At 65.3% G+C, this 13501-nt stretch carries 7 protein-coding genes; 3 read left to right on the forward strand and 4 right to left on the reverse strand.

The window, feature by feature from the left end:
- The 3 genes from MC45_RS02605 to MC45_RS02615 all read right to left on the reverse strand — a co-directional run bounded on the left by MC45_RS02605 (nucleotide 1) and on the right by MC45_RS02615 (nucleotide 5047).
- Complete coding sequence (locus MC45_RS02605) at nucleotides 1-1089, reverse strand: efflux RND transporter periplasmic adaptor subunit (protein WP_156143764.1); 1089 nt, start codon at nucleotides 1087-1089, stop codon at nucleotides 1-3.
- A gap of 110 nt (nucleotides 1090-1199) precedes the next feature.
- Nucleotides 1200-2285, reverse strand: a complete 1086-nt coding sequence (locus tag MC45_RS02610; RefSeq protein WP_052075490.1) for an AraC family transcriptional regulator — start codon at nucleotides 2283-2285, stop codon at nucleotides 1200-1202.
- Between the two features lie 59 nt (nucleotides 2286-2344).
- A complete protein-coding gene (locus MC45_RS02615) occupies nucleotides 2345-5047 on the reverse strand; it encodes a TonB-dependent receptor (RefSeq protein WP_038659147.1) in 2703 nt (900 codons plus the stop codon).
- Between the two features lie 103 nt (nucleotides 5048-5150).
- Between MC45_RS02615 and MC45_RS02620 the strand changes: the two genes are divergently transcribed.
- Nucleotides 5151-6020 carry a DUF6528 family protein gene (locus tag MC45_RS02620; RefSeq protein WP_038659150.1) on the forward strand — a complete coding sequence of 290 codons (870 nt, stop codon included), beginning with the start codon at nucleotides 5151-5153 and terminating at the stop codon, nucleotides 6018-6020.
- 79 nt (nucleotides 6021-6099) lie between these two features.
- A complete protein-coding gene (locus MC45_RS02625; protein WP_038659153.1) occupies nucleotides 6100-7251 on the forward strand; it encodes an ROK family transcriptional regulator in 1152 nt (383 codons plus the stop codon).
- A 45-nt stretch (nucleotides 7252-7296) separates the two neighbouring features.
- Here the strand turns inward: MC45_RS02625 and MC45_RS02630 are convergent, their stop codons facing one another.
- Nucleotides 7297-10293 carry a M16 family metallopeptidase gene (locus MC45_RS02630; RefSeq protein ID WP_081974310.1) on the reverse strand — a complete coding sequence of 999 codons (2997 nt, stop codon included), beginning with the start codon at nucleotides 10291-10293 and terminating at the stop codon, nucleotides 7297-7299.
- 72 nt (nucleotides 10294-10365) lie between these two features.
- Here MC45_RS02630 and MC45_RS02635 point away from each other — a divergent pair, with 72 nt between their 5' ends.
- Complete coding sequence (locus MC45_RS02635; RefSeq protein ID WP_038659155.1) at nucleotides 10366-13461, forward strand: TonB-dependent receptor domain-containing protein; 3096 nt, start codon at nucleotides 10366-10368, stop codon at nucleotides 13459-13461.
- Nucleotides 13462-13501: the final 40 nt, after the last annotated feature.

Here is a 13501-nt window from a genome sequence, read left to right on the forward strand (position 1 = left end):
TCAATTGCCGCCCGGGACGACGCCGGTCATGACGACGCGCTGCCCCTCGGACAGCGTATCGCCGCCGCTCGCGACGATCCGTTCGCCGTCGCGCAGTCCGGCCACGATCGCGTCGTCGCCGCGCAGATCGACGAGCCGCACCGGCCGGCGATGGACGCGGTCGCCGGCCATCGACAGCGACCAGACGTGCGGCCGGCCGCCGCGCGCGCCGAGCGCGGTCAGCGGCACACGGACGGTCGCATCGGCATCGGGCGTTCGCAGCGTGACGGTGGCCGAACTGTTGAACGGGATCAACGCGACGTCGCGGAGCAACGCGAACCGCGCGGTGCGGAGGCGCAGCGCGCCGTCGGCCGCCGGTCCGATGAGCCGCAGCCGTACCTCGGCGATCGTATCGGGCGCCGACCAGAAGCTCGCATCCGCCAGCGTGCCGACGGCCGGATGCGCCCGCTCGGGCAGGCGCACCTCGATTTCGGGAGCGCCCGCCGCGAGCCGGACGACGGGGCTGCCGGCCTCGACGACGATGCCGGGCTCCACCGTGCGTTCGGTCACCACCCCGTCCTCCGGCGCGACCAGCAGCGCGTCGGCGAGCGTCGCGCGGCTATGCGCGACTGCCGCCGCGGCCGCAGCGCGCTTCGCCGTGGCGGCGCTGGCGGCCAGCGCGCGGTCGCGCACCTCGGCGGTCGACAGCGCACCGATTCCGTCCAGCCCCGCCGCGCGTCGTGCCGCCTCGTCGGCCCGCACCGCCTCGGCACTCGCCGCCGCCAGTTCGGCGCGCGCCTGTCCGCTATCGGCGATCGCCGCGTTGCGCGACAGACGGGCGAGCACCTGCCCGGCGCGGACATGGTCGCCGACCTGCACCGTCAACGCGAGCACCCGACCCCCCGTCTTGAAGCCGAGCGCGAGATCGCGGCGTGGACGCACGATGCCGTCGAACGAGGCGGTGCGCCCGCCGGCATGATGGATCGTGACGGTATCGACCAGCGTGGTGTCGGGCCGCGGCGATGCGATCGGCTCGGGGGAACAGCCGGCGCAGGCAAGGGTCAGACCGGTGGCGATCAGCCTGACCGGGAAAGGGAGAATATTCGGCATCGACGCGTCCTGTTGGTGAACGCGGTCGCCCTGCCGGTCCGGACCGGTGCGGGCCTGCAATTCCTCGAAATCGACCGGTCATTTTCGGAAAGGACCGGTCCGCGACCGGGTTAGCCGCCGATATGCCGCCGCCGGAACGCGCTCGGCGTCTCGCCCAGGCGCTGCTTGAAGACGCGGTTGAACATCACGAGGCTCCCGAAGCCCGCGTCCATCGCGATCGTCAGGATCGGCACGTCCGCCTGCGCCGGGTCGGCAAGCGCGTCGCGAACCTCGGCGATCCGATGTTCGTTGAGATAGTCGCTGACGTTGCGATAGCCGAGGCCGCGATTGATATGCCGGCGCACGCGATATTCCGGCGTCTCGACGCGGGCGGCGATCGTGCCGATCGTCAGTTCGGGATCGCGATAGGCGCGCTCCTGCGTCATCATCACCGCGAGCCGGTGTTCGAGGGCCGCGTCGAGCGGTTCCGGCACGGGCTCCGGCACCGCGTTCTCGTCCGTTATGCCGGCAATCGTGCTGGGGAAGACCTCGGGATGCCGCAATCCGAACAGCGGCGCGGTGATCACGAACGCCCCGAGGAACAGTCCGGCCGCGGCCGCCATGCCGGACAGCGCGCGCTCGCCCGTGACGCGGCCGACGATTTCGCTGCCCAGCAGCCACAGGATGATGAGCCCGATCGACGCGACGAAGATCGTCCGCGCAGTCCGTCGCGCCTCGACCAGATCGCCCGACCGGTTGCGCCAGACCAGCCATTGCGCATGGACGGCGAACGCCATCCCGCCGAGATAGACCGCCACCTCCAGCCCGACGATCGGCGGCGCCCAGCCGCGTGCTGCCAGGCTGGCGTACAGCGTACAGCCCAGAAACGCCGCCGACAGGCCCAGGGCGGCGGGCGTGGGGCGAAACGCATCGTCGAACCACGCGCACGCGAACAACCAGAACAACGGTATCGCCGCGCTCGCGCTCAGATCCAGCAGCGGATCGAACACGCTTGGTGGGTGGGGCAGGCCGGCGAGCGTTCCGACGATCGTACACGATGTCAGCGCCACGCCGAACCGGCTCGGCAGCGAGGCCGGCGCACGCGCGAACACCACCGCCGCCAGCATCAGCAACCCGATCGCACCGCCGCGAAACAGAAGGTCGAGGTCTGCGATCACCGGCGGTACGAGCTGCGGGTCATGCGTCGCCGAAACCATGGTGCGGCCGATATGTCCAGTACCGCCGTCACGCGCGCCGCCCGCGGCATCCCGTCCGTTCAGAAGCGGAACAACGTGCCGAGATAATAGGCGCGGCCATTCTCGAGCTCTTCGCTGAGCAGGCCGAAGCCGGGACCAACCATACGCGTCGGGCGATTGCCCGACAGGTTCTTGCCCTGTGCCACCACGGTGATCGCGCGCGACAGGCGTATACGCACCTGCGCATCGAAGGTGTCGCTCGCCTTGTAGCGCACGTCTTGCGTCGGGTCGGTGGTCGAGACGGTCAGCAACAGCGGCGAGAGGTGGTTCCACGCGCCCTGCACCGTCACCGGGCCGAGGGTGTAGAACGCACGGGCATTGGCGACGACGTTCGCGCTTTCGACCAGGCTGGACAGGCGGCGGCGGGTGCCGTTGGCCATCATCACCGTCGGCGGCGTCGGTTGCAGCAGGGTGACGTTGGCGGCAAGACCGAGGCCGTCGAGCGGCTGCGGCAGGAAGGCCATGCGGGTGACCACCGCATTGAGTTCGACGCCGTGGATCACCGTGCCGCTGGCATTGACCGGTCGCGTTGTGGTGACCTGCGTGACGACGCCGTTATACGGTTGCAGCGCGGTGTCGCTGACCGTCAGGATCTCGTCGCGCACCGTCTTGATGAAGCCCGCCGCCGAGAACAGGACGTCGCGGCCGGCGTAATATTCGAGGCTGACGTCGTAATTGTCGCTCCGGCGGGGGCGGAGCTGCGCATTGCCGGTCGTGATGGTGACGAAGTTGGTCCCGGTGTTGATCGCGATGGACTGCCGTCCCGCCAGATCGTTGTAATTGGGCCGGGCGAGCGTCCGGCTGAAGGCGGCGCGGGCGCGCAGATCCGCGGTGACGGTCCAATCGAGCTGCGCGGACGGCAGCCAGTCGTGATAATGCTGGCGCTGCTGCCCGTAGCCGAGACGCGTCGTCTTGCCGAGCGTGGTAAAATTGTACGAGCCCGTCGACAATCCGGTGTCTTCGTAGCGGATGCCGGCGGTCAGCCGCACCGCGTCGCGGGCGTAGCGCCCCATCAGATAGCCGGCCTTGATCTCTTCGGTCAGCGTATAGTCGGATTGCAGGCTGGCCTGGCCGTTGGTCGCGTTCGCCGTGAATTTGCCGGGATTGTCATGGAAATAGGCGGTGACCGCGGCCGGATCGAAGAACATCACGCGCTGTCCGCTGCTGTTATAGGGCGTATACCGTTGCGGCGCGATGAAGCTGGAGAGCGGTGCGGCCCCGGCAACCGGGGTGTAATCGCTGACGGTGCGGTCGTAGCGGCGGTCGAGGAAGCGGGCATAGGCGCCCGTCGCAATGCCGAACCCGTCATCCTCATTCGCCATGTTGACCGTCAGATTGGCGCGCGCAGTCAGCGCCTTCTCCTTCTGATCGTCGGGCGTGGTCTGATAGTCGTAGAAATTGTATTTGGTCGGATCGGTCACATAGGCCGGCTCCGCGAAGGTGAATTGCGGGAAGCCGCCCGGCGTGAGCGCATAAGCGTAAGCGAGACGTGTGCCGGCGGGGATACGGAAGACCGACGTCGTCGCATCCTGACGATAGGTGGCGACCGCATAATTGACCCCGATGTCGGCACGGATATGGTCGCCGGGCGTCAGTTCGCCATGCAGATCGGCATATTTGATGCCGCGCTTCTGAAAGAAGCGGGACTCGTCGGCCTGAGCGTAATTGCCGCTGGTGACCTTGCCGCCCGACGGCGTGACATCGGTGATATAGGTGTAGGTATTGGTCGCCGCGGTCACCGCCGTATTCGGTGTGACGCTGTTCGCCTGTCGATCCTCGTCGTTGGTGTGATGAAATTCGGCGACGGTCAGCGCGCCGTTGAACATCGCATGATCGTCGAACTCCAGCTTGGCGAAGCCGCCGTAGCGCTGGCGAAGATTGTCATAGTGCAGCCAGCGGCGGACCGACGGCACGACGGCGGCATTGCTGGCATCGCTGATCGCCGGGTTCAGCCGCCGCCCGCTTGCGGGATCCACGTAGAGCGGTGTCGTGCTCGCGCTGTCGAGCGACGCGCTCACCCGGCGGAAATAGCTACCGGCGACGACGATGCCGAACTTCCGGTCGGGACCGAAGGTCGTCGCGCCGACCAGTTCGGCCTGGCCCGACGGCGGGTTGCCGCCGCGCGTGCGCCGGAAGTCCCAGCGGCCGATATCGACGCGACCGCCGACGAAGCTCTTGCCGCCATTGTCGAAGGCGCTGCGCGTGCGCAGGTTGGCGATGCCGCCGAGCGCGTTGCCGTTCATCGCCGCGGTCATCGACTTATAGACCTCGACCCGGCTCGCCAGCGACGACGGGATCACGTCAAGCGAGACGTTGCGGCGCGAAATCTCGTTGGCGGGCAGCGGCACGCCGTCGATCTCGACAAGATTGTAATCGGCGTTGAGCCCGCGGATCGAGAGGAATTGCGCCTCGCCACGGCCGTTGTTCTGGATCGTCGAGACGCCCGGCACGCGGGTCAGCGCCTCGCCGAGCCCGAAGTCCGGCAGCGTACCGACCTCGTCGGAACTGATGCTGTCGGAGATGACGGCGATCTCGCGCTTTGCAGCGATGTCCTTTTTCGCCTGCAACCGGGCGCCGGTGACGACGATATCCGCCTCCGGTCCGGCGGTGGCCGACGCATTCTCGCGCGACGCCGATGGAAGCGTGTCGCTTTGCGCGGCGGCGATCGCAGGAACCCCGCCGGACAGCATCAACAGCACACGGCAGGTGGTACGCAGCAACATGACATTTCCCCCTAGGTCTGACTTGGGAGCGTCATTTAATAACTATAGGTGACATACCCGTGACGCGGCGCGATTTGGCGCAGCCGCGCAGACGAAGGGACCTATGACAATGATGTTGCTCGGCATGTTGCTCGCCGCCACATCGGTGGAGGTATCCGGCCTGGTCTATGCCTGCGGCGACGATCAGGTGCGTGAGCTGAAGATCGACAACAAAGCCACCACCGAGTCGTGGCGCTGGTCGGCCAAAACCGCAACCGATCTGCCGCGCGATTATGGCGACCGCCTGCTCGGCCATATCGACGAATGCAAACCGGTCGAGGACGGCCGTGCGATCCTCGTCACCGCATCGACCGGCGGCGCGGTGCTGATCGATCGGGCGACGGGGAAGGTCCGGTTCCGGGCCCGCGTGCCGATGGCGCATTCGGCGGCACTGCTGCCCGGCGGCCTGGTCGCGATCGCGCTGTCGATCGATCCCGCCGGCGACCGGCTTGACCTGTACGATCTCCGGCACAGCGAGCGGGTCATCCAGACCCTGCCGCTGCCCTCCGGTCATGGCGCGGTGTGGGACGAGCGCCGCCAACGGCTGTTCGCCTTGTCGCACGATCTCGTTCAGGCCTTCCGCCTCGACCGCGGCGCGGCCGGGCCGCGGCTGGTCGAAAGCGCGCGCTGGTCGCTGCCGGGCCGGCACGACGGCCATGATCTGTCGCCTGCTCCGGACGGCGGCTATTTTGTCACGACCGACGACGGCGTATGGCGCTTCGATCCCGATGGCGGCAGCTTTGCAGCCTATGCTCCGCTCAATCCCGGCCGGCAGGTCAAGGCGGTGAGTGCGGTCGACGATCGTATCGCCTGGGTGCAGGCCGAGGCGAGCTGGTGGGCGCACGGCTTCACGGTGATGCGCCCGGACGGCAGCGACCGGCGGCATGTGCCGGTGCCCGATCTGCACCTCTACAAGGTGCGCTGGGTACGATGAACCGCCGCCGCACCTTTTTCGGCGGCGTCTTTGCCCTTGGCTGGTTGACACGGCGCGGCGGGCGCGGTGTCGAGGAGCGATGACCGATCCGTTCGCCGGCGCCTTCCCGGCATCCTTCCTGCGCGATGACGGCCGTCGGACGGCGACCGCCAACGAGCGCGTGGTGATGACGCTGCTGTCGAAGCGGGGGGCTGCTTCGCGGGCCGATCTCTCGCGGGCGACCGGCCTCGCTCCGCATTCGATCACCCGCCTGGTCGAGCCGCTGCTCGAACGCGGTCTGGTGGGGGAGGGGGCGCCGGAGATCAGCGGCCGGGGCAAGCCGAGCGCGCCGCTGCGCCTGCTCGCCGACGCCGCCTTCGCCGTCGGCATCTCGGTGATGACCGATGCGGTCTCGCTCGCGCTGATGGATATCACCGGTGCGATCCGGGCACGCGCCTCGGCGCCGCTCGAGAGCGCGGATTTCCCGGCCGCGGCCGATCAGCTCGCGCGCCTGATCGACGATACCGTCCGGGACGCTGGGCTCGATCCGGCGCGGCGAATCGGCATCGGCGTGGGGGTGACCGGCTATTTCGTCGGCGACGGAGCGCGGCTCAACCCGCCTGCGCAGCTCGATCCCTGGGCGTTGATTCCGCTCGATACATTGCTGGCGGATCGACTCGGCGGGCCGTTATGGGTCGCCAATGACGGCAATGTCGCGGCGGTGGGCGAGGCGATGCTGGGGGTCGGGCGGACGGTAAGCGATTTCGCCTATCTCTATTTCGCGGCAGGCTTCGGCGGCGGTGTGGTCGCGGGCGGTGCGCCGATGCGCGGTGCGCATCGCAACGCCGGCGAATTCGCCTCGATCCTGCCCGAAGGCTGGGCGCAACCGAATCTGGAGACACTGCGGCTCTGGCTTGCGGCGCATGGCCAATCGTGGCCCGACCTGCATGCCATGCTCTCTGGCTTCGATCCGCACGATCCGGCCATCAACGGCTGGCTCGACACGTGCGCGCCCTCGCTCAACCTCGTCGCCTCGGCGATTTCCGCGATCCTCGATCCCGAACTGATCGTACTCGGCGGCAGACTGCCGCCCGCGCTGGCCGACCGGATCGCCGCCCGCATCCGCTTCACCAACCCAGAGCGTCGGGGGCATCACCGTCCCGCCCCGCGGATCGTCAGCTCCGCGATCGGCACCGACGCCCCCGTCATCGGTGCCGCGATGCTGCCGATGCGCGCCGCTTTCTTCACCTAACACGTCGATTGGGGGGCGCCAGCGATCTGGCATGCGGGCCGGCATTCATCGCAACCGCCGCCCATAGACGTCCTGTACCTCCACCGGTCCAAGTCCCAGCGCCCGGATAGCGGGTTCGATCCGGCGGAGGTCGCCGGAAATGCTCCAGACGAAATCGTCGGTGCGGAACGTTTCCGCGGCAACCTTGCGCGCCTCGTCCAGTGAGATGCCGCGGACGATATCCGGCACGCCGGTGACATAATCGAGCGGCATGTCGCGCGTGTCCGCGTCGAGCATCGCGCCGAGATAGGCCGCGTTGGAGCTCAATCCGGTTTCCATGCGGTTGAGCACGGCGGTCTTCTGTCCGTCCAGCTCTGCCCACGTCAGCGGCCGGTCGTGGGTGAACGCGCCGATCTCCTTGACGATCTCGCGGATCGCGTCGGCGGTATTGTCGGTCTGCACCGCGCCGCTGACGTAGAAGGTGCGCTGCGACTGGACCGAGCCGCCGAGGTGCGAATACATGCCGTACGACCAGCCCTTCTCCTCGCGCACGGTCATGTTGATACGGCTCGTGAAGCTTTCGCCGAGTGCGGAATTGGCGAGCTGTTCGGCCATTGTCCGTCGCGCCTCCCAAGGCTCGATCAGGCGGCCGGCGAGGATGTTGCTCTGCTCGGCACCGGGCACGTCGATCAGCACGACGCGGACGCCGGTCGGACGGGCCAACGCAGTGGCGATCGTCGCGGCGGGCTTGGCATCGACATGCCAGTTGCCGAGATGCTGTTCGAGGAGCGTACGGGCCTTTTCGAGCGTGATGTCGCCGACGAAATAGGCGGTCAGATTGGCCGGCGCGAGTTCGTTGCGATAGAAAGCGAGCATCTCGTCGCGCGACACCTTCTTCGCCTCGGCGCGCGTGTCGATCCAGCCGTAAGGATGGTCTCGACCCCATAATGCCGAGTTGAACAACGCGCTCTGCGCATTGGCGGGATTGCTCTCATAGGCATCGAACGTCTGATCGACGCGGGCGATATATTCGTCGATCTTCTTCTGTGGGAATAACGGTTCGCGCAGCACCTCGGCGACGAGGTCGATCCCCGCGCCCAGCCCGGCCGTGTGGCTCGCGAAGCTCAAGGTGCAGCGCCGGTCGCCGCTGCCCGTGCCGGGGAAGATCCCCAGATCGCGCATCCGCGCTTCCAGCGCGCCGTGGGGATAACGCTGACTGCCCTCGAACAGGCTGCCGAACGTATGGGTCGACAGCCCCCGCGGATAGCGATGATCGATCATCTGGCCGGTGGCGAATTGGAGTGCGACACTGACCAGCGGGAGCCGCGGCCGGTGCACGACGACCAGTCTGGCGCCGTTGGCGAGCGTCGCGCGCTCGATCGTCGGGAAGGGGCGCGACGATGATGTCGCCGCCGTGGCTGCCGGTGGTTGATGCCGGTCGACCGATCCGGCAATTGCCGGCTGTGTTTTCGGTTCCGGGTCGGTGCGAACCGCGAGATAGGGACGCGAGAGCCATTTGCGCGCCACCGCCGCAATTTCGAACGGTGTCGCTTCCTTCTCCCAACGGCGGCCGACCTTGAACAGCAAGGGATCGCCGGCGATCAGTTCGCCCGCCTCCAGCAGGCCGCCGACCGATTGCGGAGTCTCCAGCGAGGCGAGCAGCGACTTGTCCTTGATCGCGAAATTCTGGCGCAGCACCACCGGGTCCGGCCCGTCGCGCAGCAGCTTCGCCATCACCGCGTCGATGCGCCGGTCGATCTCGGCGATATCCCCGCCCGGTTTGACGTCGACCCCGATTGAGAAGGTGCCGTTGACCGAAGCGTCGCCGAAGCTCGCCGATACGCCGAGGGCCGGGCCGTCGTTTTCGACCAGCGCGTGATTGAGCGCGAGCTGCGGCGCACCGGCGATCGCGGAGGCGAACATTTGGAGCAGCGTCCCCTCGCGTTCGTCCCCGGTCGGCACCGGCCAGGTGCGCTCGAGCTGGATCGTACCGCTTTTGCCGAAGAAGTGGAGCTGCTTGCCCTCGCCGAGCACCGGCACCCAGCGTTTGATCTCCTGGACGCGCTTGCCCGGTCGCACATCCTTGAAATAGAGCGCGACCTTCTCGCGTGCCGTCACCGGGTCGATATCGCCGGCAAGCAGCAGGATGGCGTTGCCGGCGCCATAATAATTGTCGAACCAGCTCCGTGCATCGGCGACGCTGGCGTTGTCGAGATCCTGCATCGATCCGATCGGCGCGTGATCGTACGGATGGCCTTTTGGATAGAGAGCGGTGGTATAGGCTGCGCTGCGTGCGGCGGATTCCGGCGTCTCGCGTTGCCGCTTCTCGTTCTTGACCACGGCGCGCTGGCCGTCGAGTGCCTTGAGGTCGATCGCACCGGGCAGATATTGCATCCGGTCGCTTTCCATCCACAGCGCCAGGTCCAGCTCGCGCGTCGGCACGACCTCATAGTATCGCGTCCGGTCGGTGGTGGTGTTGCCGTTGACGTCGATCGCACCGTCATCGAGCAACTTCTTGAAATACTCGCCTTTCCGATTTTCCGTCTCCTGGAACATCATATGTTCGAACAGATGGGCAAATCCCGTCTTGCCCTGGGGTTCATCCTTCGAGCCGACGCGGTAGGTTACCGATACCAGCACCTTTGGCACGCTGTGGTCGGGATAGACGATCACGGTCAGCCCGTTGGGCAGGGTGAAGCGCTCGAACGGCAGCTTGATCTGTTCAATCAGATCCGGAGCGTCGTGCCGGGCGGCCGCGACCGCTGCCGCCGTGCGATGTGGCCGGGTCGCCGCCGCTTGTACGGTCAATGCCGGTAGCGCGCAGGACACCATGAAAAAGCACAAAATCAGCGTCTTCCGAACCTTCATAGATAAAACTCGCTCAAGACTTGACTGTTGATGAGTACACATTCCTGCTGCAACCAATAGTCCGTCCTGATCACCACTCCATGAAATTCCTACTATATCGGTATGTAAAAATGCTTGCTTCGGCTTTGTTCTGCATCCGGCCAGAAAACGGGCATCACGCCATTGCCAAGTATCGTTCGGGGCATATTCGAACATTATCTTGGCTATGCAGTGACTTGATAAAGTCGGGGGAAGTCAGTGCATTCAAACTATGTAAAAACAAAGACGATGCTGCTTGTCGGTACGATGCTGCTGCCGCCGGCGTTTTTGTTTCAAGGGCAGGCACTTGCGCAGGCGCGCCCTGCCTCGGAGGCATCGACGCTGACGCCTGCGGTGGAGGACGCGCCTGCGACCAGCGCCGAGGATGCGGACGCAGCTCCACCTGCTCAGGCCGCCGACGATCGGAAGGCCTCCGAACGGAAGCAAGGCGATCAGACGGTAGACGAGGCCGCGCCCGGCGAATCGCAACCCGCGCGGCCGACGTCCGATCGACGCAAGGCGGACACCGCGGCGGATGGATCCATTGTCGTCACCGGGTCGCGTATCGGCGGTTATGATCCGACCAGCGACGTCAAGGTCTATACGCAGGACGACATCAAGGCGCTCGGCGTCTCCAACGTGCAGGATTTCATTCGTAGCCTGCCGCAGAACCAGGCATCGGTAGGCTATGGCCTGAACAATCGCACCAAGGCCGCGAACCAGGATGCTCACGGATTGGGCGGCCTCGGCGTCGCCGGGGTCAATCTGCGCGGACTCGGCACCAAGAACACGCTGGTGCTGGTCAACGGCCGGCGCATCGCCGGTGCGGCGGGAGTGGAGGATGGCTTCGCCAACATCAACACCATACCGCTCGCGGCCGTGGATCGGGTCGAGGTTAGTCTGGGCGGCAACAGCGCGGTCTATGGGGCAGACGCGATGGCCGGCGTGGTCAACTTCATCCTGAAAAAGCATTATAATGGCTATGCTGCGACGGTACGGCACGAGAACTCCAGCACCGGCGCGCGCACGACCCAGGCGACCTATCTTGCCGCGACCTCATGGGGCAGTGGATCGATCACCGGGACGCTGTCGCTGACGCAGATCGATCCGGCGCAAAACGTCAAGCTCGGTTATGTCACGCACGACTACCGCCGGTACATTACGCGAGAACAACTCGTGGCTTTGGGGCGGTCGAGATATGCTCTCGACCAACGATCCTCGAGAGATGGCGCACAGCCCGGGGCCATCGTGCTGGATTACAAAATCCTGGCGTCAAAGGGGCAGAGGGCAAAGGACGTCGATGAGACCTACCAGTGGAAGCCAGGCGGGGACATGACGCATCCGACCTTCGCCGGGTTGGGCCCAATCGATCGCGAGACGATCGCGCCGAACATTCCGGTCGACGCCGGCGAACATCAGCGCAGTGGTGGCCTGTCCCTAAATATCGAGCAGAAGATCACCGATCGGCTGCGCGTCACCCTCGACTATCTAGGCTCGATCAACAAGGCGAACCTGCGCGAACTATGGCAGAAGATCGATATCGTCGTGCCGTTCACCCAGGCATATAGTCCGCTCAAACGCAGCGACTTTCCCGCCGAGGCGGTGATCGCGAACACGTTCGGCGTCTATTATTATCCCAGTGCCGATTACGCCAATGGGCGCATGCGCCGAGGATTTCAGGAAACAACGATCCGCTCGCATACGGTCAACGGCGGGCTTCGCTACGAATTCGATCCGGAAACGGCGCTTTCGGGCAATTACTCCTATTCGCGCAACACCGCGACCGGGAAGCAGCAGGGCATCCAAAACCTGACCAGCACCCGGTACGGCCATTGCGTCGCCAGCACCGGCACCGTGACCGCGCCCAATCTCGATGCGATCGTCGCGGCACAATGCGCGGCAATCAACAGCAGCGATCCGGCGCTGGCGTTCAACTTCCTCGATGATGGAACCGGCAAACTCGGCGTCCCCGCCAGCGTCTTCTTCGTCACCACCCATCGGCTGGCGACGTCGGCGGGTGCGCAGGATGCCGACATCCTGTTCACCGCTGCGCCGATCACGCTGCCGGCCGGCAAGGTGCGCCTGGCGATCGGCGGGGAAACACGGACCAATTCGGTGAAGAGCCCCCGCATCGTCCAGCGAACCGCAGAACGGCTGAATACGCGGTTATGGGCGGCCTATGCGGAGCTGCGCGTACCGTTGATCGCGGAGACGATGGGAATACCGCTTTTCCACACCCTCGATCTGTCGCTGAAGGCGCGCTACGATCGGTATGATTCCCACGGGCCGATCGGCACCGTCGACAATATCCCGTACGCTGACGGCGGCACACTCATCCGCGGCAAGTCGACCTTCGACCGGCTCAGTCCTGACGTTGGACTGGCCTGGACGCCGATCGGTGGCCTGCTAGTGAGGGGCAGCGTGTCGTCCAACTTCACGCCTCCACCCTTTACCGCGCTTTACGATGTCGTTGCGGGTCAGACGAACTTCGAGAAATACATCTTCTCCGATCCCCTCGCTCCGGCTGACGACCCTTATTACACCTGGAACGGTCCGATCCCGGCGCAAACGCAAGCCAATCCGACTCTACGTCCGTCGGTGGCGCGCAGCTACAACCTCGGATTAGTGATCACGCCGCCACGCGCGATGCATAACCTCAATCTCGAAGTGAACTATTACCGGACCCGCATCCGCGACCGGGTTAGCGATTCTACCGAGTTGTTCGACTTGATCCCCGCAACGGAATATTTTGCGATACCGGAATTTTTTGTACGGGATGCCAGCGGATATATCGTTCGCCAGATCATCAAGCCGATCAACATCGGCTGGGACAAAAGCGAGTCGCTGGACGTACAATTCAGCTACGCGATTCCGACCGGTATCGGCCTGATCACGCCATCGATCCTCTATTCGCGGAACTTCAAACAACAGGTTTCCTATGCTGGACGCGTCTCGACGATCAACAATCTCGGTACGTCGACTGGTATCGACAAATACCGGCTCGTCGGCAATCTGGATTTCACCCGCCCCGATCTGATGGCCCGGCTGACCGTGCGATACATACCGCCCTATGAGAATACCTACGACCTGACGCGGGAAGACGGTGAATTCTGGGATTCCGATTTTGACGGTGTGAAGGATCAGCCGATGCACATTGCCAGTCTGATCACCTATGATTTCACCACGCGGTGGCAAGCGACGCCGAAGCTGACGTTGAGCGCTGGCGGCCGCAACATCTTCAACGCCAAGCCGCCGTTCGCGATGATCGACCGCCGGCCCTTCGACGCATCCCGCTACGACATACGTGGACGGGTATTGTATGCCGAAGCGCGCGTGAACCTCTAATATAATTTCAATGAGGTGTTAGCCATCTTTAAAATGGTTT

The sequence above is a fragment of the Sphingomonas taxi genome (genome assembly GCF_000764535.1).
Taxonomy (GTDB): Bacteria; Pseudomonadota; Alphaproteobacteria; order Sphingomonadales; family Sphingomonadaceae; genus Sphingomonas; species Sphingomonas taxi.